At 70.8% G+C, this 25,133-nt stretch carries 26 protein-coding genes, 1 tRNA gene and 1 other RNA gene; 6 read left to right on the forward strand and 22 right to left on the reverse strand.

Features of this window, described 5'->3' with window-relative positions:
* Nucleotides 1–130: 130 nt before the first annotated feature.
* Nucleotides 131–337: a hypothetical protein gene (locus ACZ3II_RS20915; protein ID WP_465519327.1), complete on the reverse strand. Its 207-nt coding sequence runs from the start codon at nucleotides 335–337 to the stop codon at nucleotides 131–133.
* A 605-nt stretch (nucleotides 338–942) separates the two neighbouring features.
* Nucleotides 943–1,968, reverse strand: a complete 1,026-nt coding sequence (locus ACZ3II_RS20920) for an aspartate-semialdehyde dehydrogenase (RefSeq protein ID WP_465519328.1) — start codon at nucleotides 1,966–1,968, stop codon at nucleotides 943–945.
* A gap of 102 nt (nucleotides 1,969–2,070) precedes the next feature.
* On the opposite strand from ACZ3II_RS20920, the gene ACZ3II_RS20925 reads away from it, so the two are divergent.
* The gene (locus tag ACZ3II_RS20925) at nucleotides 2,071–2,868 is read left to right on the forward strand and encodes a class I SAM-dependent methyltransferase (RefSeq protein ID WP_465519329.1); all 798 of its coding nucleotides are present in this window, start codon (nucleotides 2,071–2,073) and stop codon (nucleotides 2,866–2,868) included.
* On the opposite strand, the gene ACZ3II_RS20930 is transcribed toward ACZ3II_RS20925, so the two are convergent.
* The 4 genes from ACZ3II_RS20930 to ACZ3II_RS20945 all read right to left on the reverse strand — a co-directional run bounded on the left by ACZ3II_RS20930 (nucleotide 2,865) and on the right by ACZ3II_RS20945 (nucleotide 6,145).
* Complete coding sequence (locus tag ACZ3II_RS20930; RefSeq protein ID WP_465519330.1) at nucleotides 2,865–3,449, reverse strand: M15 family metallopeptidase; 585 nt, start codon at nucleotides 3,447–3,449, stop codon at nucleotides 2,865–2,867. The two genes, ACZ3II_RS20925 and ACZ3II_RS20930, sit on opposite strands and share 4 nt — an antisense overlap.
* A gap of 67 nt (nucleotides 3,450–3,516) precedes the next feature.
* Entirely contained in the window at nucleotides 3,517–4,125 is a 609-nt protein-coding gene (locus ACZ3II_RS20935) for a GTP cyclohydrolase II (RefSeq protein WP_465519331.1), read from the reverse strand.
* A 54-nt stretch (nucleotides 4,126–4,179) separates the two neighbouring features.
* On the reverse strand, nucleotides 4,180–5,076 hold the full coding sequence (locus tag ACZ3II_RS20940; protein WP_465519332.1) for a threonine/serine dehydratase: 897 nt from the start codon (nucleotides 5,074–5,076) through the stop codon (nucleotides 4,180–4,182).
* Nucleotides 5,077–5,086: 10 nt separating this feature from the next.
* Complete coding sequence (locus tag ACZ3II_RS20945) at nucleotides 5,087–6,145, reverse strand: type I glyceraldehyde-3-phosphate dehydrogenase (protein ID WP_465519333.1); 1,059 nt, start codon at nucleotides 6,143–6,145, stop codon at nucleotides 5,087–5,089.
* 203 nt (nucleotides 6,146–6,348) lie between these two features.
* On the opposite strand from ACZ3II_RS20945, the gene ACZ3II_RS20950 reads away from it, so the two are divergent.
* Entirely contained in the window at nucleotides 6,349–6,738 is a 390-nt protein-coding gene (locus tag ACZ3II_RS20950) for a toll/interleukin-1 receptor domain-containing protein (protein WP_465519334.1), read from the forward strand.
* Nucleotides 6,739–6,939: 201 nt separating this feature from the next.
* Here ACZ3II_RS20950 and ACZ3II_RS20955 read toward each other — a convergent pair whose 3' ends face one another.
* Nucleotides 6,940–7,707 carry a sulfite exporter TauE/SafE family protein gene (locus ACZ3II_RS20955; RefSeq protein WP_465519335.1) on the reverse strand — a complete coding sequence of 256 codons (768 nt, stop codon included), beginning with the start codon at nucleotides 7,705–7,707 and terminating at the stop codon, nucleotides 6,940–6,942.
* A 167-nt stretch (nucleotides 7,708–7,874) separates the two neighbouring features.
* On the opposite strand from ACZ3II_RS20955, the gene rnpB reads away from it, so the two are divergent.
* An RNA gene (gene rnpB / locus ACZ3II_RS20960) (RNase P RNA component class A) lies at nucleotides 7,875–8,273 on the forward strand.
* Between the two features lie 147 nt (nucleotides 8,274–8,420).
* Here rnpB and ACZ3II_RS20965 read toward each other — a convergent pair.
* The 10 genes from ACZ3II_RS20965 to ACZ3II_RS21010 all read right to left on the reverse strand — a co-directional run bounded on the left by ACZ3II_RS20965 (nucleotide 8,421) and on the right by ACZ3II_RS21010 (nucleotide 18,175).
* The gene (locus ACZ3II_RS20965; protein ID WP_465519336.1) at nucleotides 8,421–8,834 is read right to left on the reverse strand and encodes a hypothetical protein; all 414 of its coding nucleotides are present in this window, start codon (nucleotides 8,832–8,834) and stop codon (nucleotides 8,421–8,423) included.
* A 233-nt stretch (nucleotides 8,835–9,067) separates the two neighbouring features.
* Nucleotides 9,068–9,814, reverse strand: coding sequence for a hypothetical protein (locus ACZ3II_RS20970; RefSeq protein WP_465519337.1), 747 nt, complete (start codon nucleotides 9,812–9,814; stop codon nucleotides 9,068–9,070).
* A gap of 472 nt (nucleotides 9,815–10,286) precedes the next feature.
* On the reverse strand, nucleotides 10,287–11,933 hold the full coding sequence (gene mctP, locus ACZ3II_RS20975; protein WP_465519338.1) for a monocarboxylate uptake permease MctP: 1,647 nt from the start codon (nucleotides 11,931–11,933) through the stop codon (nucleotides 10,287–10,289).
* Nucleotides 11,930–12,148 carry a DUF3311 domain-containing protein gene (locus ACZ3II_RS20980; RefSeq protein WP_465519339.1) on the reverse strand — a complete coding sequence of 73 codons (219 nt, stop codon included), beginning with the start codon at nucleotides 12,146–12,148 and terminating at the stop codon, nucleotides 11,930–11,932. The genes mctP and ACZ3II_RS20980 overlap by 4 nt, the downstream gene beginning before the upstream one ends.
* A 131-nt stretch (nucleotides 12,149–12,279) precedes the next feature.
* On the reverse strand, nucleotides 12,280–13,566 hold the full coding sequence (locus ACZ3II_RS20985; RefSeq protein ID WP_465519340.1) for a glycoside hydrolase family 18 protein: 1,287 nt from the start codon (nucleotides 13,564–13,566) through the stop codon (nucleotides 12,280–12,282).
* Nucleotides 13,567–13,646: 80 nt separating this feature from the next.
* Nucleotides 13,647–14,726, reverse strand: coding sequence for a bifunctional RNase H/acid phosphatase (locus ACZ3II_RS20990; RefSeq protein ID WP_465519341.1), 1,080 nt, complete (start codon nucleotides 14,724–14,726; stop codon nucleotides 13,647–13,649).
* Nucleotides 14,723–15,457, reverse strand: a complete 735-nt coding sequence (locus ACZ3II_RS20995) for a zinc ribbon domain-containing protein (protein ID WP_465519342.1) — start codon at nucleotides 15,455–15,457, stop codon at nucleotides 14,723–14,725. The genes ACZ3II_RS20990 and ACZ3II_RS20995 overlap by 4 nt, the downstream gene beginning before the upstream one ends.
* Nucleotides 15,454–16,293, reverse strand: a complete 840-nt coding sequence (locus ACZ3II_RS21000) for a Nif3-like dinuclear metal center hexameric protein (protein ID WP_465519343.1) — start codon at nucleotides 16,291–16,293, stop codon at nucleotides 15,454–15,456. The genes ACZ3II_RS20995 and ACZ3II_RS21000 overlap by 4 nt, the downstream gene beginning before the upstream one ends.
* Nucleotides 16,294–16,311: 18 nt before the next feature.
* A complete protein-coding gene (locus ACZ3II_RS21005) occupies nucleotides 16,312–16,896 on the reverse strand; it encodes a flavoprotein (protein ID WP_465519344.1) in 585 nt (194 codons plus the stop codon).
* 49 nt (nucleotides 16,897–16,945) lie between these two features.
* On the reverse strand, nucleotides 16,946–18,175 hold the full coding sequence (locus tag ACZ3II_RS21010) for a helix-turn-helix domain-containing protein (RefSeq protein WP_465519345.1): 1,230 nt from the start codon (nucleotides 18,173–18,175) through the stop codon (nucleotides 16,946–16,948).
* A 226-nt stretch (nucleotides 18,176–18,401) separates the two neighbouring features.
* On the opposite strand from ACZ3II_RS21010, the gene ACZ3II_RS21015 reads away from it, so the two are divergent.
* A complete protein-coding gene (locus tag ACZ3II_RS21015; RefSeq protein ID WP_465519346.1) occupies nucleotides 18,402–19,037 on the forward strand; it encodes a bifunctional DNA primase/polymerase in 636 nt (211 codons plus the stop codon).
* Between the two features lie 170 nt (nucleotides 19,038–19,207).
* On the opposite strand, the gene ACZ3II_RS21020 is transcribed toward ACZ3II_RS21015, so the two are convergent.
* On the reverse strand, nucleotides 19,208–20,050 hold the full coding sequence (locus ACZ3II_RS21020; RefSeq protein WP_465519347.1) for a hypothetical protein: 843 nt from the start codon (nucleotides 20,048–20,050) through the stop codon (nucleotides 19,208–19,210).
* 264 nt (nucleotides 20,051–20,314) lie between these two features.
* Between ACZ3II_RS21020 and ACZ3II_RS21025 the strand changes: the two genes are divergently transcribed.
* Nucleotides 20,315–20,896 carry a DUF402 domain-containing protein gene (locus ACZ3II_RS21025; RefSeq protein ID WP_465519348.1) on the forward strand — a complete coding sequence of 194 codons (582 nt, stop codon included), beginning with the start codon at nucleotides 20,315–20,317 and terminating at the stop codon, nucleotides 20,894–20,896.
* Nucleotides 20,897–21,044: 148 nt separating this feature from the next.
* Here the strand turns inward: ACZ3II_RS21025 and ACZ3II_RS21030 are convergent.
* The 4 genes from ACZ3II_RS21030 to ACZ3II_RS21045 all read right to left on the reverse strand — a co-directional run bounded on the left by ACZ3II_RS21030 (nucleotide 21,045) and on the right by ACZ3II_RS21045 (nucleotide 24,533).
* A tRNA-Val gene (locus tag ACZ3II_RS21030) sits at nucleotides 21,045–21,116 on the reverse strand.
* 22 nt (nucleotides 21,117–21,138) lie between these two features.
* Nucleotides 21,139–21,618: a peroxiredoxin gene (locus ACZ3II_RS21035; RefSeq protein WP_465519349.1), complete on the reverse strand. Its 480-nt coding sequence runs from the start codon at nucleotides 21,616–21,618 to the stop codon at nucleotides 21,139–21,141.
* A 128-nt stretch (nucleotides 21,619–21,746) separates the two neighbouring features.
* The gene (locus ACZ3II_RS21040; RefSeq protein ID WP_043525386.1) at nucleotides 21,747–22,178 is read right to left on the reverse strand and encodes a DUF3052 domain-containing protein; all 432 of its coding nucleotides are present in this window, start codon (nucleotides 22,176–22,178) and stop codon (nucleotides 21,747–21,749) included.
* Nucleotides 22,179–22,289: 111 nt separating this feature from the next.
* Entirely contained in the window at nucleotides 22,290–24,533 is a 2,244-nt protein-coding gene (locus tag ACZ3II_RS21045; RefSeq protein ID WP_465519350.1) for a transketolase C-terminal domain-containing protein, read from the reverse strand.
* 175 nt (nucleotides 24,534–24,708) lie between these two features.
* Between ACZ3II_RS21045 and ACZ3II_RS21050 the strand changes: the two genes are divergently transcribed.
* Nucleotides 24,709–25,113: a YjbQ family protein gene (locus ACZ3II_RS21050; protein ID WP_465519351.1), complete on the forward strand. Its 405-nt coding sequence runs from the start codon at nucleotides 24,709–24,711 to the stop codon at nucleotides 25,111–25,113.
* The last annotated feature ends 20 nt before the right edge of the window (nucleotides 25,114–25,133 follow it).

Genomic DNA, 25,133 nt, shown 5'->3' on the forward strand with positions numbered 1-25,133 from the left:
AGGCAGCGGGCCTGGTCGGGGCCTTTTTGGCAGCGGGCATCGAGGTGTTCCTCCTTGCGGAATGACTGCGGGCACGTCTGCGCCGGAAGACGCGCGGCTCCGGTTCGGACGGACCGGAGCGGCGGTTACGTCAGCTGGCTTCCCCTGTCCAGCGGGCGTCCTCGGCATCCCACTCGGCATTGCGCTTCTCGACGGTCTCGAGTGCCCGCGTCGCTGCGTCAGCCGTGGCGTAGGGACCGAGCCGGTATTGAGCGGGGCACACGTCGTCGCCGCTCTCCACCCGGTGGTCGCGGAGGCACCAGAAGTAGCCCGCTCCGCCCAGCCCACTGTCGTTCATTCCATCACTGTGCCGCTAAAACCGGCCAAGCGCTACCGATTCGGGCAAAATGTCCCAGATTTCCAATGTAGAAACACCAGAAACCCACCCCGCTTTTGTACGGGCCACACCTCCCGCCAACCCCAATCCGTCCCGTGACGCCCGCGCCCGGCAGGCGGTGGTCCATACCGACTCGCGGCCGCCGGGCCGAATGCGCCACTCACCGCTACCCCTCACCAGCCGTCGCCCAGCCACCCAACAGCCGCCCCAAAACCGGCCTGCACGACGGCCGCCGATCCGACCCCCACACCCACAACCCGCCAGCCGTCGCCCAGCCAGGCCACGGCCGCCCCAAAAACCGGCCTGCACGACGGCTCACGATCCAGCCGACCGCCGGCCGTCGCCCAGACACGTCACGGGCGCGGCGATACCGGCCTGGACGACGGCTCGCGAACTGGCGGCGAGAGCCCGTGAGGCGCGTTTCGGTCCGGACCGTCGCCTGCCTCGGGATGGACCCACGGGACGGTCCCGATGCGGCGGGGCGACCGGGGCCCCCGTACCCCGGAAAGCAGGAAACGCCGCCCCGATCGGACCGTGACCCGGGGCGGCGTTTCTCTCGAGGAGCGTCAGCGCAGCTCGGCAGCGACCAGCTCAGCGATCTGGACGGCGTTGAGGGCCGCACCCTTGCGCAGGTTGTCGTTGGAGATGAAGAAGGACAGACCGTTCTCCGCGGTGGGGTCGACCCGGAAGCGGCCCACGTAGGACGGGTCACGACCGGCGGCCTGCAGCGGGGTCGGCACGTCGGACAGCTCGACCCCGGGCGCGGAGGCGAGGATCTCCTTGGCGCGCGAAACGCTGACGGGCCGGGCGAACCGGGCGTTGACCTGGATGGAGTGGCCGGTGAAGACCGGGACCCGCACGCAGGTACCGGAGACCAGCAGCGACGGCAGGTCGAGGATCTTGCGGCTCTCGTTGCGGAGCTTCTGCTCCTCGTCGGTCTCGAAGCTGCCGTCGTCGACGAACGAGCCGGCCTGCGGGATCACGTTGAACGCGATCGGCTTCGGGAAGACCTTGGACTCGGGGAACTCGACAGCGGAGCCGTCGTGGGTGAGCTCGGTGGCCCGGTCGGCGACCTTCTTGATCTGCTCGTCGAGCTCGGCCACACCGGCGAGGCCGGCGCCGCCGACCGCCTGGTACGTGGTGGCGATGAAGCTGACCAGGCCGGCCTCGTCGTGCAGCGGGCGCAGCACCGGCATCGCGGCCATGGTGGTGCAGTTCGGGTTGGCGATGATGCCCTTGGGGCGCACGCGGGCCGCGTCCGGGTTGACCTCGGCGACGACGAGCGGGACGTCGGGGTCCATCCGGTACGCCGACGAGTTGTCGACGATGACCGCGCCGGCCTCGGCGAAACGGGGCGCGTACTCCAGGGAGCCACCCTTGCCTGCGGAGAAGAGCACGATGTCGAGGCCGGAGTAGTCGGCCGTGGCGGTGTCCTCGACGGTCACCTCACCATCGCCCCACGCGATGGTGCGGCCGGCGCTGCGCGCGGAGGCGAAGAGCCGGAGTTGGCTTACAGGGAACTCGCGCTCGGCCAGAATCCGGCGCATGACGCCGCCAACCTGTCCCGTCGCACCGACGATACCGATCCTCATGAGCACCAAAATACGTGCTGATCAGCGAAGAAAGAAATCGCCTTATCCACATAGTGGGAAGCATGTCCCACATTTGAGGACGCCGGGCCTAGCGTGTGTCCCATGACGACCTACACCCACGGCCATCACGAGTCGGTCTTGCGCTCGCACCGGTGGCGCACCGCAGAGAATTCGGCGGCTTACCTGCTGCCGCATCTTTCCTCCGGATTTTCACTGCTGGACGTCGGATGCGGCCCCGGCACCATCACGGCCGAGCTGGCGGAGCTGGTGGCGCCCGGCCGGGTGACCGCCCTGGAGCAGACCGGCACGGCGCTCGACCTGGCCCGCGCCGAGATCGCGCGACGTGGGCTGAGCAGCGTCGACTTCGCGGTCGGGGACGTGCACGCGCTGGAGTTCGCGGACGCCACGTTCGATGTCGTGCACGCCCACCAGGTGCTGCAGCACGTGGCGGATCCGGTGGCGGCGCTGCGCGAGATGCGCCGGGTCACGAAGCCGGGAGGCGTGGTCGCGGTACGGGACAGCGACTACGCGGCGTTCACCTGGTTCCCGCAGGTGCCGGAGCTGGACGAGTGGCTGGACCTGTACCAGCGGGTGGCCCGTGGCAACGGCGGCGAGCCGGACGCCGGGCGGCGGCTGCTGTCGTGGGCTCGGGCGGCGGGGTTCACCGATGTCACGGCCACCGCCAGCGTGTGGTGTTTCGCCGACGCGGCGGATCGCGAGTGGTGGGGCGGCATGTGGGAGGAGCGGGTTCTCCAGTCGGAGATGGCGGCAACGGCCCTGCGTACCGGGGCGGCGACGTCGGAGGACCTGGAGCGGATCTCGGCCGGCTGGCGCCGGTGGGCCGACGATGAGGACGGCTGGCTGATCATCCCGCACGGCGAGATCCTCTGCAGGGTCTAGGACTTGGGCCGGTACGACCAGTGCCACGACTCCCGGGCGACGCTCTCCACGTACCCGTAATTCCCGCCGTTCTTGCGCATCCAGGAGAGCGCCTTCCCGTTCAGGTCGAGGTCGGTGGCCATGCCCCAGCCGTGTTCGCTGGTGCCGGGCTTGGCCGCCAGCCCGCCCTGGGAGTACAGACCCTTGCGCCGGGCCAGGTCGACCTGTTCGGTGTACGGCCGGTACGAGTCGGTGATCCCGATCTTGACCCCGTCCCGTTTCGCGTCCTCGATCATCCGGTTCAGCGACTCGGCGGCCGGCGCCCACAGCTTGTGCCGGGTGTCCCCGACCTGGGCCAGGGCGGTCTCCGGGATCTTGCCGTTCCCGTACGCGACAAGATCCTCCGGAATGCCCTTGCCGTTGAGTTTGTAGGTCCGGTCGGCCGCCTGCGGCTGGCCGGCCGCCATCGCGCTCCGGAGCTGACTGGCGAAACTCCCCTGCGCCGGCGCCGCCCGTTTGGCCGCCGCCGGCCCGGTGGTCGTGGCCTGCTGGCCCTGCAGCGCGAGGATCCGGCTCTGGATATCCGCGATGCGCGAGTTCACTCCCTCGATTCCCACCCCTACCCGTTCGGCGGGCCGGCCGGAAACTGAGGCGCAACCGGAAAAAGACTCAGGACGCCGGGGCCAGATCGATGGTGTGCTGGGTGTGGGTCACCTTGGCCTGCAGGTAGCGCACGTTGGCCGGGGAGGCGTGCACCCCGGTGGGCCGGACCGCGCGCACGCGCACGCCGAGGTCCCGCAGCTGACGGGACTTGTCCGGGTTGTTGGTGAGCAGGTCGACGACGCCGGCGCCGAGCGCGGTCAGCATCTGCGCGGCGGCGGTGTAGTCGCGTTCGTCGTCGGCGTGCCCGAGCGCCCGGTTCGCCTCGTACGTGTCCATGCCCCGGTCCTGAAGGGCGTAGGCGTCGAGCTTCGCGTACAGCCCGATGCCCCGGCCCTCCTGCCGCAGGTAGAGCAGGTAGCCGCCGGCCGAGGCGATCTCCTCGACGGCCTCGCGCAGCTGCGGACCGCAGTCGCAGCGCTGCGAGCCGAAGACGTCGCCGGTCATGCACTCGGAGTGCAACCGCACCAGCGGCACCTCGGCGCCCGTCACGTCACCGAGGGCGAGCGCCAGGTGCTCCTTGCCGTCGGACAGCCCGTGGAAGGTGATCACCTCCGCGGTGGTGCGGAACCCGTCGGCGAACTCGAGCGGAACGGTGACGCGGGTACGAACCGGCATGCTCTCTCCCTCAGCACTTGACGCTTCAAGTACGGATCGACCGTACGCGCCGGTTCATGAGGCGGCCACGACGAGATCCGACGGATCGGTGTTGGCCCCGCAGAGCAGGACGACGACCTTCTCCCCCGGCGCCGGCCGATAGGTGCCGGAGAGCAGTGCGGCGTACGCGGCCGCGGTCCCGTGTTCGACGACGATCCGGTAGTCGTCCCACAGTCTGCGCCGGGCGTCGGCGATCGCCCGGTCGGTCACGAGCAGCGAGTCGACCCGCGCCGCCATCGCCTGCTCGAAGGCGATGTCTCCGATGCGTCGCGCGCCCAGCGAGTCGGCGGCGATCCCACTGACCGGCACGTCGACCGGCTCCCCCGCTGCGAGCGCCGCATGCAGCGCCCGCGAGTTCTCCGGCTCCACCGCGATCGTCCGGATATTTCCGGAAATGAGCCCGGCGAGCAACCCGCCACCGCCGACCGCGACCAGCACCGTGTCGAACTCGGCCAGCTCCAGCGCCAGCGTCCCGTTCCCCGCCACCATCGCCGGATCGTCATAGGCGTGGCAGAACAACGCCCCTGACTCCTCGGCCCGCTGGAGCGCGGCCGCGTACGCCTCCGCGTACTCCGACCCGACCTGCGCCACCCGCGCCCCGAGCTTGCCGAGTTTCGCCACCTTGACCGCCGGCGCCGTCTCCGGCACGAACACCTCGGCGGGCACTCCGAGTTCCCGGGCCGCGTACGCCGCCGCGAGCCCCGCGTTCCCCCCGGACGCCGCGACCACCCCGGTGGCGGGCACGTCCGCGCTGAGGATCCGGTTGAACATGCCCCGCGTCTTGAACGAGCCCGCGTGCTGCAGGTACTCGAGCTTGAACCACAGGTCCGGCCCCGCCTGCACCACCGGCGTACGACGGACCCGACCGTCGATGCGCTTCGCCGCCGCCCGCACGTCCGCGATGTCGATCATGTGTCCGAGCCTAGGCGACGCTCCAGGTGACCCGGCTGGACGGGACGGGTAAACGTTCCCCCACCAGGCGCGCCAGGTCGAGCAGCCGGTTGGAGAAGCCCCACTCGTTGTCGAACCAGCCGCGCACCTTGACGCCGCCGTCCGCGGTGGCCTGGGTGCCGGAGGGGTCGAACAGGCAGGACGCGGAGTTGTTCTTCACGTCGATCGAGACGGTGGGGTCGGGATCGTACGCCAGGATGCCGCGCAGCGGCCCGGACGCCGCCTCCGCCATCGCCCGGTTGACCTCCTCGACCGTCACCGGCCGGTCGGTCTGCCCGGACAGCTCGGCCAGCGATCCGACCGGCGTCGGCACGCAGTAGTAGCTGTACCGCATCTCGCCGATCTCCGGCAGCGCCACCCGCACCAGGTCACCGACCACATAGTTGTGCGGGATGATGCTGTCGCCGACGGCCCGGCCCAGCCGCGGGTCGTCGCGCGAGGTGTCCACGGCGGAGTCCTGCACCCGCTGCCAGCCCTGGGCGGCCAGCATCACCGAGGTGTTCACCGACCGTAACCCGAACCGGTCGAGCAGCACCTTGGCCATCACGGTGAGCGCGTTCACCCCGCACGAGGCGGGCGAGACGACGTCGTGGGACACCGGGTCGTAGCTCAGATGGTTCGCGCCGACGACGAGGAAGGCGTCCGGGTCGTCGGCGGAGGCGCTGATCACCACCTTGCGGGCTCCACCGTGCGTGATGTGCTTACGGGCCGTGGTGCCGGCCCGGAACCGCCCGGTGGCCTCGATGACCACGTCGACCCCGTGGTCGGCCCAGGGGATCCGCTCCGGGCGCTCATGGTGGAACGTCCGGATCGCGTGGTCGTTCACCACCAGATAGTCTCCCCGCGCGGTCACCGTGCCCGGGAATGATCCCCGGATGCTGTCCCGGCGCAGGCCATAGGCCAGCTTGTCGGTCGACGCGATGTCGTTCACCGCGGCGATCTCCACACCGGGATTTGGCACGGAGGCCACGATCCGGGTCAAGCTGCGGCCGATCCGCCCGAGCCCGTTGATCCCGATCGCGACAGTCATCGAGCGCTCCTCGATTCGAGATATTTGTCCGCAATTCCCCCGTGACTTGTTTCCCCCGCCCCACAAGGGTCCACCCGGCGTCACGACTCCGACACTATGAGTTGTGCAACTTGCACGTCAACGGACGACATTCTCACACCGCCCCAGAGATGACCGTCGAACCCCTACGGGCACAGTGGACGCGCGTCCGGCATGCTGGGAACGTGCCGGTACTCGTCTCTCATTCCCCCGCCGACGAACCCTGGGCACAGTGGATCGCCACGTCCCTGCGCGCCGCCGGCCACGAGACCTGCCTCGACCCCGCCGATCGCGCCTTCGCGCACCGTCTCGCCGACGGTTCCGGCGGCCCCGGCCCGGTGCTCCTGCTGCTCTCCGCCGAACACCGCGCCACCACCGAGGACTGGGCGCTGCTCATCCGCACACCCGCCCTGACCGGCCGTTTGATGGCCCTGCGCCTGGACGTCTGCGAGGCGCCGCGGGCCCTGCGCGCGATCCCCTGCCGCACCCTGCACGGCCTCGACGAGGAGGACGCCCTGGAGACCCTTCTCACCCTGGTGGGCGGCGTCCGGCGGTCGGCTTCCGGTCTCCCTTAGATCTTTTCTCGTACGCTCCTCGCGCGCTGCCCCGCCCGGATCCGCACGGTCGTTCCAGCCAGTAAAACAGGCCCCCCGGGGCCACCGTCCGCGAAATGGTCCCCTCCGGGCCACCGTGACCGAGATCGTTCAGCGTTCGAGAATTCGCCCGTACGAGTGGCGTGTCGATTTCGGGCGCTATGCGCGCCCGAAATCAACACGTCAGCTCAGGAAGGCCCGATAGAAGAGAACGAGCCCGATGGCCGTACCGAACGTGACGATGAGGTACTTCAACACCCGCTGCGGCAGGCGCCGGGCGAGACGCGCCCCCACGTACCCCCCGACCACCGTCGCCGGCGCGAGAACCGCCACCGCTGACCAGTCGACCCGGGCGAACGCCGCGAAGACCAGCAACGTCACCAGCCCGACAGTGGCAGACAGAACGTTCTTCATCGCGTTGATCCGCTTCAGCGGCTCGTCGAGGATCAGCGCGAGCGCCGCCACGTACATCACCCCGAGCGCGGCCCCGAAGTACCCGCCGTACACCGCCCCCAGGAAGACCACCAGCTGCAACGTCACCGCCGCCCGCCGCGGCGACATCGCCCGGGGATGCCCGACCAGCCCGCGCAGCCGTTCCTGGAACGCCAGCGTCCCCGCCGCCCCGAGCACCAGGAACGGCACCACGATCTCGAACGCCCGGGCCGGCGTGAGCAGCAGCAGCGCACACCCCGCCGCCGAGCCCACCATCGCGGCCGGCAGCGTCGCCCGGACCCGCCGGCCCTGCCCGGCGAGATCCGCCCGGCTCCCGAAGACACTCGACACGTACCCCGGGAAGACCGCCACCGAATTCGTGACGTTCGCCTCGACCGACGGCAGTCCCGTAGCGATCAGACTCGGGAACGTGATCAGCGACCCACCGCCGGCGATGGCGTTGACGCCCCCGGCCGCCACCCCGGCCACCACCAGCAACACGATGTGCGTGAAATCCATGATCCCGTGAATCTACGTCCTCCCACCCCTCAGCGCCTGCGGTCAACCCCGGCTGGTTCTCAGGGCTGTCTCAACCGGGTTGAGACAGCCCTGAGAACCAGCCGGGGCCGGGTGGGCGGCCCCGGCGTGAGCGTTCCGGGCGGCACGTAGGATTGCCTGGCGACGGACGAGTCGGCTGGGCGGCCGCGTCGGCGCCTTCCGGGGCGTCGCCGAGGAACGTCCGGACTCCGCAGAGCAGGGTGGTTGTTAACGGCAACCCGGGGCGACCCGCGGGAAAGTGCCACAGAAAACAGACCGCCTTCCCCTCGGGGAGGGTAAGGGTGAAACGGTGAGGTAAGAGCTCACCAGCACCCCGGGTGACCGGGGTGGCTCGGTAAACCCCACCCGGAGCAAGGCCAAGCAAGGCCGGCACCGCAAGGCGCCGGCCGGCGCAGGCGTTCGAGGGCTGCTCGCCCGAGCCTGCGGGTAGGCTGCTCGAGCCTGCCGGCAACGGCAGGCCTAGATGGATGGCCGCCACCGGTGACTCACACCGGCCACAGAATCCGGCGTACAGGCCGGCTCGTCCGCCGCCCGCTAAACGGAGTGCCGCCCGCGGCTGCGGTGCGCTACCGTCCTGGCGTCTCGTCGTCTGGAGGCCTAGGACACCGAGCGGCCTTCGGGGACTCGGCAACGTGGGTTCGAATCCCATCGGGACACCATCCGGCGGCTGCCGCTCAGGCGACGCCGCCGATCACGGTGCGGCCCTCGTCGGCGGCGGCCCGGTAGAACGCGGCGATCGCCTCCGGGATCAGGGTGATCTCCCGGCCCGGCTGCCACCAGCCCTCGCTCGCCAGCCCGTCCGCGATCTCCGCCGCCTCGACGGCTGTCACGACGAACCCGTTGCCGTACCCGAAGTCGAAGTCGATCTCCGCCCCGACCCCTTCCAGTGCCTTCTTCATCCACGGGAACCGCTCCGCCTCGGCCTCCACCTGCCCCGAGACGCCGAGGAAGTCCTCGAACAGGGTGTCCCGCTCCCGGTCGATCGACGCGATCTCGGCGTCCGGAGCGTCGTCGTCCCCGTCCCAGAGTTGCCCCAGAAGATCCGGGTCGTCCTCGATCCGCCGCGCGAGATCCGTCGTTACTTTCACGAGGCAGAGGCTCATACTCACCCGGTCGACCCTATCCCCGGCCCCACCGCCTCCAGCGCCAGAACCGTGACGTTGTCCGGGCACCTTCAGCGAGGGCAGCCGCTACGAGTTTCGTGACGACACGCCTTGGCGATCACCGGCTCGGTGACGGCGAGCCTCCCGGGGGGATACGGGATCTCGCCGGCGGCGGCCATCAGTGCTGGTAGGTGTGGTCCTCGGTGTCCTGCGGCGGGTCAGGCGCTGAGGCGGGCCTCGGGGGCGCGGTGGGCGCCGGCGTTCTCGAAGTCGTTGCGGGTGCCGGTGAGGAAGCGGTCGATCTCGGCCTGGCCCAGGGCCTCGGCCTCCTTCTCGGCGCGGGCGCGGGCGCGTTCCGCGGCGCGGGCGGCACGGGCGCGGGCGGCGTCCTCGGCGGCCTTCGCGGCTTCGGTGGCGGCTTCCTGTTTGGCGCGGCGGGTGGCGGCGGCCTTCGCGGCGCGGGCCTTGGCGACCTCGGGGTCGAGTTTGCGGTTGGGGCGGACCTCGGTGATCACTTCGACCTCGCGGGCCTCGATGGCGGCGAAGTCGGGGCGGATCTTGGCGGCGACCCATTCGACGCCGGCGACCAGGCCTACCACCAGGGCGAAGATGATGCGCAGGCCGAGTGGGCCGGGGGCGGCGAAGTTCACCGCGGCGGAGATGATCACCACGATGGAGAGGATCTTCATGGCGGCGCGGCGGGCGTCGGCGGCCATGCCGGTGGTCTGGGTGATCGTCAGCATGGAGAGCATCGCCAGGTCGAAGACGGCGGGGACGATCCAGGCGAACATGCCGGCGCCGAGGGTGGCCAGGTAGTGGGCCTGGTGCAGGTAGCTGGCGGCCAGCGCGCCGATCAGGATCAGGTTGTTGGCCCGTTTGATCATCCGGATGGCCCGGAGCATGCCGGGCACCGCGCCCTTGGCGTACTCGGTGGCGAACTGCTGCGTCAGGGTCGGGGTCTGCAACGCCGAGCTCCTCCGGGTGTCGCGGCCGGCTGTGACGACACGCCGCGATCGGTCACGGCGTGCTGGCGCGCCGAAGGAGAGCCCACGACGTGCCGACGCGCCGCAGACGAAACCGCGGCGTGCTGGCGCGCCGAAGGAGAGCCCACGACGTGCCGACGCGCCGCAGACGAAACCGCGGCGTGCTGGCGCGCCGGGGGACGGAGCGGTGACGGCGGCGCCGGAAACCGACGGTACCGGAGCAGACGAGCGAGTCGGACGAATACGGAAATTAGCCTCGCGTATGCCGTAACGCAGCGTCGAGGACCGAGCGGTCCGACCCGGGACGACAGCGCACGGACCGGGACCGTCCGGTCCGGCGCGACGAATCCCGGCAAGCGGCGAGAAGGGCGGGGAAGAGACGGCGCGGGCTTTCCCCGTACCCAGCAGAGGGGGTGCGGCGGGCCGAAGCCCGCCGCAAGCGGAGAAACCTGCCTCAGGTGGAGGAGACGTTGTCGACCGTCGTGGCCCGGTCGCGGTCGATGCGCGGGTCGCCCTCGTCGGCGAAGTAGTCGTCCGGTGTGGTGCCGTCGGCGCCCTCCGGCGACTTGGCGGCCCGCAGCGCCAGCGTCACGATGACCGCGACGAGCGCGTTGACCAGCACCGCCACGAACCCGACGTAGATCGTCCTCGTGGTGTCGAAGCCGAACTCGGACAGCGGGAACGCCGAGCCGCCGAAGTGTTCGCGGCCGGTCGCGGCGTTCGGGATCTGCCACAGCATCCAGAAGCCGAGGGACATGCCGGCCGCCCAGCCGGCGATCAGCGCGCCGCGGTGCAGCCACCGGGTGTACAGGCCGATCACCACGGCCGGCGCCGTCTGCAGGATGATCACGCCGCCGATGAGCTGCAGGTCGATGGAGAACTGCGGGTCGAGGAAGACGATGCAGGCGACCGCGCCGATCTTCACCACCAGCGACGTGATCTTGGCGACGTTGGCCTCCTGCGCGTGGGTGGCGTCCTTGCGCAGGTACTCCTTGTAGATGTTGCGGGTGAAGAGGTTGGCCGCGGCGATCGACATGATCGCGGCCGGGACCAGGGCGCCGATGCCGATGGCGGCGAACGCGACGCCGGTGAACCAGGCGGGGAACTGCTGGTCGAACAGGACCGGCACGACGGTGTTGCTGTCGACGGTGCCGGGGTTGGCGCCGGGCAGCGGTTTCACCCCGGCGGCGATGGCCATGTAGCCGAGCAGGGCGATCAGGCCGAGCAGGAGACTGTACGCCGGGAGCGCGCTCATGTTCCGCTTGATGACGTCCCGGTTCTTGCTGGCCAGCACCCCGGTGATGCTGTGCGGGTAGAGGAACAGCGCGAGCGCCGACCCGAGCGCCAGGGTGAAGTACTGGACCTGGTTGTTGGCGTTGAGGATGATCCCGTCGTTGGGATTCGGTGACGCCTGGAACTTGGCGTCGGCCGCGTCGAAGATCGCGCCCCAGCCGCCGAGCTTGTACGGCAGCCACAGCACCGCCACGATGATCACGATGTAGATCAGGGTGTCCTTGACGAACGCGATCAGCGCGGGCGCCCGCAGCCCGGACTGGTAGGTGTAGGCGGCCAGGATCGCGAACGCGACGATGATCGGCAGGTGCCGGGCGATCACTCCCTCGCCGGTGACGCCCATCGTCTTGAGCACCGCTTCGATGCCGACGAGCTGCAGGGCGATGTACGGCATGGTCGCCACGATCCCGGTGATCGCCACCACCAGCGCGAGGGTCGGCGAGTCGAACCGGGTGCGGACGAAGTCGGCCGGGGTGACGAAGCCGTGCCGGTGCGACACCGACCAGAGCCGGATCAGGATCAGGAAGAACAGCGGATAGATGATGACCGTGTACGGGACCGCGAAGAACCCGGCTGCCCCGGCCCCGAAGATCAGGGCGGGCACTGCCACGAAGGTGTACGCCGTATAGAGGTCCCCACCCACCAGGAACCAGGTGATCCAGCCGCCGAAGCTGCGCCCGCCCAGCCCCCACTCGTCGAGGTGGGCCATGTCGGTGGGCCGCCGCCACTTGGCCGCCACGAACCCCATGCCGCTGACCACCAGGAACAGGACCGTGAAGATGACGATCTCGGTGATGTGATCCCTCATGACCGGCCCCGCTTCTTCGTCATCCGGTAGACGACGGTGGTGGTGGCGACGCCGAGCAGGATGAAGGCGAACTGCAGCCAGTAGAACATCGGGAATCCGGCGAGCCGTGGCTCGTCGTGGTTGTAGAGGAAGGTCAGCAGCGGCACCACGATCGGCACCACGAGCAGCCAGTTCCAGGGACTTCTATCGGTGCGCGGAGTTTCCGGCTCGGCCATGGTTCTCCCCTGTGCATCATTGCGTGTGCGTTACGTCACGCTAACGAGACAGTGGACGATCGGGCGATACTCGCTGCGCCGAACGGGCGAGGTGGTGCGCCGAAAGGACACACCGCCTCGCCGTCGCCGAACTAGCGCAGGCCGGCCGCGATGGCCTTGGTGAGGGACGCCTTCTCGTCGTCGCCGTCGAGCGACCACATCATGGCGCCGCCGAGCCCCTTGGCCCGGATGTAGAGCGACTTCTGCAGCAGGACGGCCGGGTCGTCGTACGTCCAGAAGGTGTTGCCGTCGAACAGCCACGCGTGACCGTTGCGCAGGTCCCGGTGCACCGTGAAGCCCTGGGCGGGCAGTTTCTTGAGGGTCTTCCAGTCCTCGGTGCCGTTGGCGAAGACGCCGGGCGCGGGTCCGGCGGCCGGCTGGAAGAGGCCGTTGCCGGTGCCGGTGACGCCGGTCCAGCCCTGGCTGTAGTACGGCACCCCGAGCACCAGTTTGCGCTTCGGCGCGCCACCGGCGACCCAGGTGTTGATGGTGTTCTCCACCGAGAAGTCCGGGTTGTCCGGCGCGCCGGCCGGTACCCGCAGCGCCGACTGCTGGTTGGTCCGCGGCTCCCACGTGCCGTGGAAGTCGTAGCCCTGCACGGTGCCGAAGTCCAGGTACTTGAAGATCTTGTTGACCTCGAACCCGGCCTCGATCTTCGCGGGCGCCGCCGGGAGGAACGCGGTGAGCAGGTACTTCTTCCGGTTGATCTTGCCGAGCCGGTCGAGCTGGGCCCGGAACTCGGCGGCCAGGAGGGTGAAGTTCTGCTTGTCCTCGGGCCGGATGATGTTGCCGACCTCACCGGACGAGCCGGGCCACTCCCAGTCCAGATCGACGCCGTCGAAGACCCCGCCCGCGATGCCGTCGGCGAGACCCGGCAGGTTGCCCTTGATCCACAGGTCGAGGCAGGAGGTGACCAGCTTCTTCCGGGAGGCGCCGGTCAGCGCGGCGTCCGAGAAGTACTTCGACCCGGACCAGCCGCCGAGCGAGATCAGCGCCCGGAGCTTCGGGTTCTTCGCCTTGAGCTCGGCGATCTGGTTGAGGTTGCCGGCGTACGGCTGGCCCGCGACGTCGGCCACCCCGTCCACGCTGTTCTCCGCGGAGAACGACGTCTGCCAGTCGGCCCACGGGTCGGCGGAGGCGCACACGCCGTCGGCGGTGACCGGCCCGAACGCGTAGTTGAGGTGGGTCAGCCGGGCCGCCGCGCCGGACTGCTGCACGTCGGCGAGCTGGAAGTCGCGGCCGTAGATGCCCCACTGGGTGAAGTAACCGACCTTGACGTACGAGTCTTTGCCGTGAGCCTGTGCGGGAGCGGGTGCGGCAGCCACGACAGCCGAGGCTACCGCGACCCCGGCGACGAGGCGGCGGGTGAAACCGCGCATGAGCCCTCCAGGGCGAAACGTTGAAGAAAGTTTCCTAATCGAGGAAGTTAAACGTCCGCCCTGCGAGGGTCAATATCCAGTTATCGGAGATGCGCGGTCTCGTTGACCGATCTGACCGCGATGTTCCCGTCCGGCCACACGTCCATCGTCGACACACCCGCCGCGTCCAGGAACAGCCGGTGCAGGAAGGCGTCGCCCGCCGCCAGCGCGTCCCGCAGGATCAGCTTGATCGGCGACACGTGGGAGACCAGGACGACGACCTTGCCGGGGTACGCGCTGAGCACCGTCGCCAGAGCCCCCCGCACCCGTTTCGCGACCGCCTGGAACGACTCCCCACCCGGCGGGGCGACACTCGTCGAACCCAGCCACGCGTTCATCTCGTCCGGCCACCGCTCCTGCACCTCGGCGAACGTCTTCGCCTCCCACAGCCCGAAGTCGCACTCGATCAGATCGTCCATGATCGTCACCGGCAGCCCGCCGGCCGCGTCGGCGATCAGCTGGGCGGTCCGCGTACACCGCGACAGGGGCGACGACAGCACCGCCGCGACGTCCTGCGAGATGCCGACGACCCGGCCGGCCGCGGCCATCGCCTGCGCCTCGCCCTCGTCGGTGAGCGGCACGTCACCCCGCCCGGAGTAGCGGCCCTGCGAGGTCAGCGGGGTCGAACCGTGCCGGACCAGGATGATCCGGGTCGCCTCCTCGGTCGACGCCGGGGGCGCCCAGGATTTCACCGGAGGGGCGGCCGGCTCGGCCTCCTGAGTGACGCCGTCCATCGCCCGGTTCGCCAGCGCGTCGGCCGCCTTGTTGCGCTCCCGCGGGATCCACTCGAACGTCACCGCCGCGAACTTCCCGACCAGCGCCGCCGCCTCCGCCGCGAGCGGCCGCAGCCCCGCGTTCTTGATCTGCCAGCGGCCGGACATCTGCTCGACGACCAGCTTCGAGTCCATCCGGACGGTGACCCGGGTGGCGCCCAGCTCGGCGGCAGCGGCCAGCCCGGCGATCAGGCCGGAGTACTCGGCGACGTTGTTCGTCGCGATGCCGAGCGCGTCGAACCGCTCGGCCAGCACCTCGCCGGAGTCCGCGGCCATGACCACCGCGCCGTACCCCGCCGGGCCCGGGTTGCCCCGCGATCCGCCGTCCGCCTCGACGATGACGTTCATAGGCCCGACTCCGCGGTGCGCACCATGATCCGGCGGCACTCCTCGCAGCGGACCACCTCGTCCTTCGGCGAGGACTTCACCCGGTTCAGGTCGGCGCCGTACAGCTCGATCCGGCAGGCGCCGCAGCGGCCCGCGTAGAACAGCGCCGCGCCCATCCCGGTGTCGGTGCGGATCTTGTCGTACAGGGTGACCAGGTCGTCCGGCAGGTCGGCGGCGAGCGGCCCGCGCGCCTGCGTCTTGAACTCCAGCTCCTTGGCGATGTCGGTGTACGCCTCGTCGCGGCGGCGCTCGGCGTCGGTGCGCCGCTCCACCGCGGCCGCGAGCCGCCCCTTCACCTCGGCCAGCGCCGCCTCCGCGGACTCCCGCTGCTCCATCAGCTCCAGCTCGGCGTCCTCGAGCTCGGACTGCCGCCGCTTCAGCGAGGTCAGCTCGTGCTGCAGACCCTCCTGCTCGCGCAGCGACCCGCCCGCCTCCAGGCGCTTCTGGTCCTTGTCCTTGCGCTGGCGGACCTGGTCGATGTCCTTCTCCAGCCGGGAGATGTCCCGGTCCAGGTCGTCCACCACCACCTGGGCGCGGACCCGCTCGTCCTCGAGGGCCGAGATCTCCCGCGCGACCGCGTCGATCTCGGCGAGCTCGGGCAGCGACTTACGCCGGTGGGCGAGCTGGGCCAGGGTGGTGTCGACGGCCTGCAGGTCGAGCAGGCGGCGCTGGGCTTCGGGGGCGGCCTTCACGGGCGGGTCTCCAAGTCATCACTAATCGCATGGACGGTCCAGGGGTCGGTGTCCACGTCCGACACCACGACGTCGAGGTCGAACGCGTCGCGCAGCCAGACTGCCACGTCGTCGAGCCAGGGCCGCTCGCTCGCCCAGTGCGCGACGTCGAGCAGCGCCGGGCCACCCGCGGCGAGATGCTCGCTCACCGGGTGATGCCGCAGATCGGCGCAGAGGTACGCGTCGACGCCCGCCCGGGTCGCGTCGGACAGGAACGAGTCGCCCGCGCCACCGCAGACGGCGACCGTGCGGATCAGCCGCTCCGGGTCGCCGGCGGCCCGCACGCCCGCCGCGGTCGCCGGCAGCCGCCGCGCCGCGAACCGGGTGAGCGCGGCCAGCGTCAGCGGCTCCGGCAGCTCCCCGATCCGGCCCAGGCCACGGCCGTCACCGGCGGCGGCCCCCTCGGCCGGGACCAGCGGGCGCAACCCGGTCAGGTCCAGCCGGGCAGCGAGCGCGTCGGAGACGCCGGGATTGGCGACGTCGGCGTTGGTGTGGGCGGTGTAGAGCGCCACCCCGGCACGGATCAGCCGGTGCACGAGAGCACCCTTGAAGGTGTCCGGGGCGATCGACGACACCGGCTTCAGGAACAGCGGGTGGTGGGCGACGATCAGGTCCGCGCCGAGGTCGAGAGCCTGCTCGACCGTCTCCGGAACGCAGTCGACGACGCACAGGACCCGGGTGACGGGGTGCTCGAACTCACCGAGCACCAGCCCGACCCGGTCCCAGGACTCCGCCCAGTTCCGCGGGAAGCGAGCATCAAGGGCATCCACCAGCGCTCGGACGGTGCAGTCGGTCACGACTGGAACCCTATACCGCTAGGAAAGCGCCCCCGGCTCGACTCGGCTCGCCGCCGCGATCGGGTTGCTGACCGCCTGAAGGGCACGCCGCCAGGGGAACTGTCCCCGGAAACGATCGGTCTGCCCCGGGCCGCCGAGACGGCACACGTCCTCCCCGTAGAGGACGTGCACCCCCCAGTCACGCAGTTTCGCGAGGCTCTCGTGCAGTGCCGGGTGCAAGGCCATGACCTTGTTGGTGTACGGCACCACCGCGGTGGGGACGCCGTAGCCGTACCCCTCCACGAGAAGACCCAGCACGAGCGTGTCGGTGATCCCGGCAGCCCACTTGTTGACCGTGTTGACGGTGGCCGGGGCGACGATCATCGCATCGGCCGGCGGCAGCACGTCGGGGTCGCCGGGACTCTTGTAGTCGGAACGGACCGGATGCCCGGTCTGGGCCTGGAGCGCGGCCACGTCGACGAACTTACGGCCGTCCGGCGTCGTGACCACGCAGACATCCCAGCCTTCACTCTGGGCATGGCTGACCAGGATCCCGACGTCCCGGGCCATCGGCGAACCGCACACGAGCACGTACAGCACACCGGGTGAGGGGTTACCCGTCATCACTCGCGGACCCCCCACCCGCCGCCCCAAAGCGGACTAAAGGCTCCCCTCATACACCGACTCCCATCTGTTCGGCCAGCTCCGCTATCGGAGCCGGCGGCGTGCCCCGGGTACGCCGGAGCACGTCGGAAAGGACTTCGTGAGCGAGGGGCCGGCACCGGATCTCCGAGGGGGCGAGACGATCGCCCTCCAGGAGCATTTCGCCCGCTTTCTCCACATCGCCGATCTGCGTGTAGCCCCGTGCGATGTCGAGATAGTGGTGCGCCCGGCGTTCCGGGAGCATGGCATGGAAGCCCGCTTTGTCCATGTTCTCGTGGGCTTCGACGGCCAGTCGCCCGTCACCCAGTTCGACCGCTGTCGCGCAACGGTGCAGCTGCACGTTCGTCGGCCCGAAACTGGTCCAGTAGTGATTGCAGTCGCCACCCAGCTCCCGTGCCGCCTGCTCGGCCCCGTAGAGCAGGTCCCGCACGGTCGCGCTGTCGCCGATCCGGGCCGCCGACATGGCGCCGTTGAGCAGCAGCATCCCGTACACCGAGAGCTGATCCTCGCCGGGCCGGGACGGGCCCACCGGCGCGAGCCGGTTGGCGATGTTGACGTTCACCTCGAGGGACGGCCGGACCCGGCCGAGCGCCAGGAGCGCGCTCCCCACGCGGTAGCTGGCCAGGCCGGCCAGCAACTGGTCACCGGCCCGCTGGGAGACCGCGATCGAACGGTCCGCCGCCAGCCAGGACAACTCGTGCTCGCCGACCTTGCGCAGCGCCGACGAGGCGATCTGATAGACCTGCCCGAGCAGGTGCGCGGCGACGTTCGCCTCGTCGCTGCTCGCATGCGCGCTGTCCGCCGCCTGGGCGTCACGGAGCAGCTTGGGCAGGGCGCGCGCCAGGACCCCGTACTTGGCGTGCTGGTAGGTCAGCCAGGCATGACTGACCGCTTTGCGCATCTCCGTCAGCGGTGGCGAATGTGGCACTGCTTGGAAGAACGCACTCATCTGGTCATAACGCTCCAGAGCGGCGCGAATCTCCTCGACCTCCACCTGGTCGATGCAGTTCTGTGTCTCCGGCTTGCGCTCCACTTCCTTGCCCAGCAACAGCGTGACATCGACCTGGAGCACGTCGGCGATGTCGTACACCACTGAGAACTTGTCGAGACGGCGGACCCCGCGCTCCACCTTGTCGACCCAGCTCTTCGATTTGCCCAGCCGGTCCGCGAACACCTGCTGGGACATCTTGCGTCGGCCCCGCCAATAGGCGACGCGGCGGCCGATCGGCAGCTCGTCCACGGTGCCTCCCCCACTCAACCGGCGGAGTCTCCGCCGGGCTGAGCCATCCGGTGTCACTCGCAGTGTGGACCTTCCACGCGTGTGCGGATCGCACAGCGTGTGTGATCGCCTGCTCACCGATGCTCGTAGTTTTTTCTGCAAGTTGCAAAGGGTGGATCTGCCGAACCCAACGACGACCGTCGTGGTGAGGTAACGGCACTCCAGCCCGATCCGGGGGTATCGAGCCATGCAGTGGACAAGCCGTCAGCCGTTCGTCCCACCGTCAATCCTCGACCGGGCCCTGCTGCGCCGGGCCGCGCTGCGCTATGCCGCGCACGGGTGGTCCGTGACTCCTGGCTCGTATCTCACCGGCCACCGGTTCGACTGTGGTCGACCCGGCTGCTCGATCACCGGATGCCATCCGGCCCTGACTGAGTGGGCCGCTTCGGCGAGCGACGATCCGGTCCGGATCGCCGCGTGGTGGCGGCGCCTGCCGCACACCGTCCTCTTGACCACGGGAACGTCCTTCGACGTCCTGGAGGTCCCCGCGTCCGTGGGACGCCGGGGGCCGGACGTGGGACCGGTCGCGGTGACCGCGGGCGGGCGATGGATGTTCCTGACACGGCCGGGCGGCCCACTGCGGCCCGAGCTGGAACGGCGGATCGACGTCGTGCGGCACGGCGCCGGCTCGTGGATCCCCGCACCGCCCAGCCGGATGCCCGAGGGACAGGTCCGCTGGGAGATCCATCCGGACCGGTCACAGTGGCGCCTGCCGGACCCGGAAGAGGTGCAGGAGAAACTGATCGCCGCGCTCGGGAACGATCGCCGGGCGGGCGCCGTCGTGGTGCCCCGGCAACTGTCCACACTGCGGAGAGCTGCCTGAAGCCCGAAAGTCGCCTGAACACGGGAACACCTGTCACCAGACAAGGTTCCCGCAGGTCGCTCCCGGCCGCATCACCCCAGAGGATGAACTTTGCTGAATGAATCCCTCCGGCTGGCTCTGGTGGCTGTCTCGGCGCGCGCGAGACAGCCACCAGAGCCAGCCGGGGGTTCTCACCTCGCGAGGTCGCGGTAGGCGGCGATCACGGCCTCGGTACGGTCCGCCAACTCCGGGCCGCTCTCGCCGACCGGGCCCGCGCCGGTCACCCGGGCCAGCGTGCGCTCGGCGTGCCGGGCCGTCGCCGCCACCTGCCGCTCACGGATGAAGCTCTCGCCGGCCCGGGCCGCCACGTCGATGCCGCGCAGGATGCGGTTGGCGGCGGCGCCGGCCTCACGCCACGCCGCACCGGCCCGCTCGTCCTGCAGGTCGGCGGCCATCCTCGCCGGGCTGTCCACGGGGATGTCGGCGTCGCGTACCCCCGCAAGGTCCTCCCGCAACCGCCGCAGCTCCTGACGCCGGGCCAGGACCTCGGAAAGCTCCTGCAGCGCCCGCGTCAGGGACCGGTCAGCCGCGGCCGGGTCGATCATGTCGCCGAGCGCCGGCCAGGTCCGCCGGACCCGCTCCGAGGCGGCCAACGCGCCCTGGAAGGCGGCCCGCTCCGGCAACGTCCACAGCACCAGCGAATCGGTGTCGCGCGGCACCGCGAACGCCGCCTGCTGCGCCGCCCGGGCCTGCGCGCGCCAGAACGCCACCACCAGCGCGGCGCCGCCACCGGCCGCCAGCCACCAGCTCAGCCCGGCCGCGCTCAGCCCGGCGACGATCAGAAGAAGCGGCAGGGCGACGCGTGCGGTCCGCGTCACCCGCTCCTCGCGGCTGCGCCCGCTGGGCGGCCGGGGGACGAATTCGATCAGGCTGCCGGTCCGCTCACGGCGGGCGCGGCCACTGCGGAGCTTGAGAGGGTACGGGGAGACGACCACCTTCTCGTCGTCGAAACCGGCGTGCAGGTCCGTGGTCACGTCGGCCTCCGTGGTGTCGCTGTCCCCGTTCATCAGGGCGGGCCCCGGCCGCCGAGGGGACACCGGCCCGGACCCGCCCACCGCGGGTCTCCCCGGCGGACGAAATCAAGAATCGGTTCCGCCCGGCCCGTCATGAGCCCGCACCCGTTGCACCCCGGTTGCCTCTTCCCCACCGCCCGGTTGCCGGGTCACCGCGTGTGGAGTTCGGCCGCCCCACGCACCCGAAACCCACACGCCCCGATGGGGACCGCCTATCCTCACCGCGTGACTCCGGCCCCGCACCGCGTGACCCCGAACCGCGTGACCCCGGCCGAACTGGTCCTGCGCAAGTACGACGGCCGCCCGCACCGCCGCGTGACCGGCCACCTCCTCGGCACCGACGACTTCGGCACGTGGATCGGCACGCCCCGCGGCTCGGTCGTCCACTACAGCTACGGCTGGCGCCGCCGCCAGCGCACCCGCGAACACGCCGTCCGCCTGCTCCCCCACGACGGCTGGTGGATGGCGATGTTCCTGGCCGCCCCGAACCGCCTGGACGTCTACTGCGACGTCGCCACCCCCGCCGAGCGCGACGTCTCCCCCCTGGGAATCCCCCGCTACACGGTGATCGACCTGGACATCGACGTCCTGCGCTTCCGCACCGGCGGCCGCGTCCAGACCGACGACGAGGACGAGTTCCTCCTCCATCGGGAGCATTTCGGCTACCCCGCCGACGTGGTCACCGAGGCCATCGACGCCGCCGCCTACTTGCATCAGGCGCTGAGCACCCCCACCGAGCCCTTCGCGAGGACCCACCACCATTGGCTGTCCCGCCTGACCGGCAACGGCGTACCACCAAGACCCTGATCGCGAAGCGGAGAAACAAAAGGCCCGCCGGAAGACTCACGGCAGACCGCACGCACCGTAACGCGGGGCTTCCGGGGGCTCGGCCCCCGGAGCTGGCAAGCGCGGACCCCGGTCCGCGCGTTCTGCGGACAGAGGGATCCGTCCCGCGTGGGCGCGGTAGGTTTCGAACCTACGACCCCCCGCTTGTAAGGCGGGTGCTCTCCCACTGAGCTACGCGCCCGGCAATGACCGGAGCCGTCATCTTACCCTGCCGCTGATCGAGGGCCGAGGGTGGCGAGGGCGGCGCGCCACGCGTTCTGGTCGCGGGTCTCGCCGGGGCCGGTCATCTCGGCGAAGCGGACGGTTCCGGTGCTGTCGATGAGGAAGGTGCCGCGGTTGGCGATGCCGCGTTCGCCGTCGAAGACGCCGTAGGACGTGGCGACGGCGCCGTGCGGCCAGAAGTCGGCGAGCAGCGGGAAGTCGAAGCCCTCCTGGACGGACCAGACCTTGTGGCTGTACGACGAGTCGACGCTGACGGTGAGCACCTGGACGTGCTCGTTCACGTAGTCCGGCAGGTTCTGCTGGATCTCGGTGAGTTCACCGTGGCACCGGCGGCTGAACGCGAGCGGGTAGAAGACCAGCAGGACCGCCTTACGGCCGTGGAAGGCCGAGAGGCGAACCTCCTGGTTGTTCTGGTCCTTGAGGACGAAGTCCGGGGCCGGCGCGCCCACGTCGATCGGCATCGGCCCAGCCTAGAACGGGCCCTGCCGGTCGTCGCGCCGGATCCCGCCAAGATCGCTACGCCGGATGGGCGCGCGCCGCTGGGCCGGCGCCCGCGGTGGGCGCCGACCTGGGGGGAGGTGGCAGTGAGCTACTTCTTCTTGGCGCCCCGGGGGGAGACCAGGCGTGCACCGGTCCAGTCCTTGCCGGCGTTCACCGTGGAGGTCTGCTGGAGACCGGCGGTGGGGGCCGACTCGCTGATCTCGCTCGGCTCGACGTGTCCGTCGCGGCCGGCTTTCGGGGTCAGCAGCCACACCACGCCGTTGTCGGCGAGGGGGCCAAGGGCATCGGTGAGAATCTCGAAAAGGTCACCGTCGCCGTCGCGGTACCACAGCAGCACCGCATCGACCACCTCGTCGGTGTCCTCGTCGACCATGTCACCGACGCGTTCGGTCAGGGCGTCACGGAGATCCTCGTCGACGTCATCGTCGTAACCCATCTCCATGACCACCATGTTCGGCTCCAGGCCGAACCGGTCCGCCAGGCTGCGTACGCCGTCGGCCTGACCCGCGGTCGCGCTCACTGTCCAAATCCTCCTAGCCGTCAGAAAATGCCGTAAAAATGTTCCGGAACCTGGGGGTAGTCCACACATTCCGGGGCCGGTGCGCAAGTGGCGCACCGAGTGTGTGGCAATTTACCGTGCCAGCAGGGTGTGGGCACCCTGTGTGATGGCATCCTCTCCCACCAGCACGTGCTGGGCTGCGGGACCGAGCGGAACCGGCGCGTCCGCCGCCGCGACCCGCCGCACGGATCCGACGAACGATCCGTCGACCAGGGCGGCCAGCACGCCCTCGCCGACGCCGCCGGAGCGCCGGGTCTCGTCGACGATCAGCACCCGGCCGGTGGCGGTGGCCTCCCGTACCAGGTCAGCGACGGGTAGCGGGTTGAGCCAGCGCAGGTCGACGACCCGGGAGCCGTAGCCCTCGGCGGCGAGCCGGGCGGCGACACGCAGCGACATCCGGACGCCGTTGCCGTACGTCACGATGGTCAGGTCCTGGGCGGTGCCGAGGCCGTAGATGCGGGCCCGGCCGATCGGGACGTGATCCTCGGCCCAGGCGCCGGGCGGCGGGTACGGCGCCAGCCACTCATTGTCGCCTTGCTGATAGAGGTCCCTCGTCCGGTAGAGGGCGGCCGGTTCGAGGAAGACGCAGACGCTGCCGTCCACCTCGGCCGCGGCGAGGCAGGAGCGCAGCATCGGCACCGCGTCGGAGGGCCGGGCCGGGACCGCGACGACGAGGCCGGGCACGTCGCGCAGGGCGGCCACGGTGTTGTCGTTGACGAGGTGGCCACCGACGCCGAACGGCTGGGCGAGCCCGGGGACCCGCAGGACCATCGGGTTGCGGTAGGCGCCGGACGACAGGTACGCCATGGTGGCCGCCTCGGCCCGCAGCTGCTCGGTCGCGTCGCCGAGGGCGGTGAGGCAGTCCAGCTCGGGCACCGGCAGCAGGCCGGCCAGGCCGGCGCCGAGGGCCAGCCCGAGGATCGTGGTGGTGTCCGGCGGGCTGTCGAAGACCCGGTCGCCGTTGTGCTCGTCCAGGCCGGTGGTGACGCCGTACCGCCCGCCGCGGGTGGTCGCGGGCCCGAAGGCCAGCATCCGCGGGTCGGCGGCGAGGGCGTCGGTGAGGGTGGCGCCGATGGCCTCGGCGAGGGTCATCGGGCCGGCGTCCTCGGGCAGCCGGCCGCCGAAGATCCGCTGCCGCACCGGCGTGCCGGGGCCGAGGGCGCGGTCGGCGTGTTCGGCGACGGCGTGCGCGACCCGCAGCGGCCGGCGCGGGGCGAGGGTGGCGACGATCTCGCCGACGGCGGCCAGTTTCGGTTCGCCGAGCACCTCCTCGGCGGCTTTGCGGACCTGCCAGCCGACCTCGTCGTACCGGGCGATCACCTCGTCGGGGGTGTAGAGGCCGGCCTCGACGAGCAGCCGGGCGGCGCCGATCAGCGGGTCGCGGTCCAGGCCCTCGTCGCCGGGGTCGGGGTCGCCGGGCCGGCCGAGCAGGCGCACGGCGGACAGGTGCAGGACGGCGGCGCGGCGCTCGGCGCGGACGAAACCGGCCGCCTCGGCCGCCGCGTCGTACGCCGCGGCGAGGTCGCTGCCGTCGGCGAACGAGTACCGCAGGCCGGGGCGGTGCCGCAGGGCCGCGGCGACCAGGCCGTCCGGGTGCGGGCCGCCGGGGGTGTCGTCCTGGCAGACCAGCAGCAGCGGCAGGGGCCGGCCGGCGGCGCCGAGGCGGTCCGCGGCGGCGAGGGCGGCGGCGCCACCGGGGCGGCCGGGCGCGCCGTCGCCGAAGGTGGCCACCACGATCGCGTCGGCGGGCCAGGGGTGCTCGCCGCCGCGGGCCAGGGCGTCGGCGAGACCGACGGCCCGGGGCAGGTGGCCGCCGGAGGTGGAGACGGCCGGGACGAGGTGCAGGCCGGGGTGCCCGAAGACCTTGTCGCGGCCGCCGCTGATCGGGTCGTGGACCGAGCCGACCACACCGCGCAGGACGTCCCGGGCGGCGTCCTCGAGGCGGCGGGTGCGGTCCTGGCCGGCGGATCCGGGGTGGCGCTCCGCCCGTACGCAATAAAAAGCCGCGGAGCGGTGGTGCAGCAGTGCCGGATCGTCGCCGCGCAGCGCTGCGGCGACCGCCGCGTCGCCCTCGTGCCCGGCCGAGCCGCCGGTGTGGAAGCCCTCGTTGAAGCTGCGCAGCCAGCGCGCGGCGAGGTCGAGGTGGCGGCTGGTCAGCTGGGCGTCGAAGAGGTCCCGGGCGCCGGCGCCGGTCAGGGTGGCGCCGTCGCGGACCGGATCGGCGGGCGGGCGCCCGGAATCCGGTGGCCGCAGGGCCGAGACCGCGTCGCGGAACCGCTCGTCGAGGCTTTGCGGGGTGGTCACGAATCTCAGCATTGCCGACCGGAACCAACCTTGCCACTGCGAAGAGGCTCGATCTTTGCACGGACGGTACGCATCCAGTGGTGTACTCGTGTACATGATCTTGTGGGCGGTCACCCGCTGCGCGTGCTGGCTGGCCTGGACCACGGCCGCGTTCCTGCTGCTGGATCTCTATACCTAGGCTTGACCGATGCGTACCGAAGTGATCACCGTGCGGACCGGCGGCGCGCCCGTCGTCGTGGACATCACCCGGGAGGCCGCGTCGTTCGTGGCGTCCGAACGGGACGGTCTGCTGAACGTCTTCGTCCCGCACGCGACGGCCGGGCTGGCGATCATCGAGACCGGGGCGGGCTCCGACGACGATCTGCTGACCGCGATCGACGATCTGCTGCCGGCCGAGGACAAGTGGCGGCACCGGCACGGCTCCCGGGGCCACGGCCGGGACCACGTCCTGCCCGCCTGGATCCCGCCGTACGCCACGTTGCCGGTGATCAACGGCCAGATCGCGCTGGGCACCTGGCAGTCGATCTGCCTGGTCGATCCGAACGGCGACAACCCGGTCCGCCAGGTACGTTTCTCCTTCGTGGCCGGCTGACGTCCCATCGGGGTCACAAA

The organism is Actinoplanes sp. NPDC019969 (assembly GCF_055562375.1).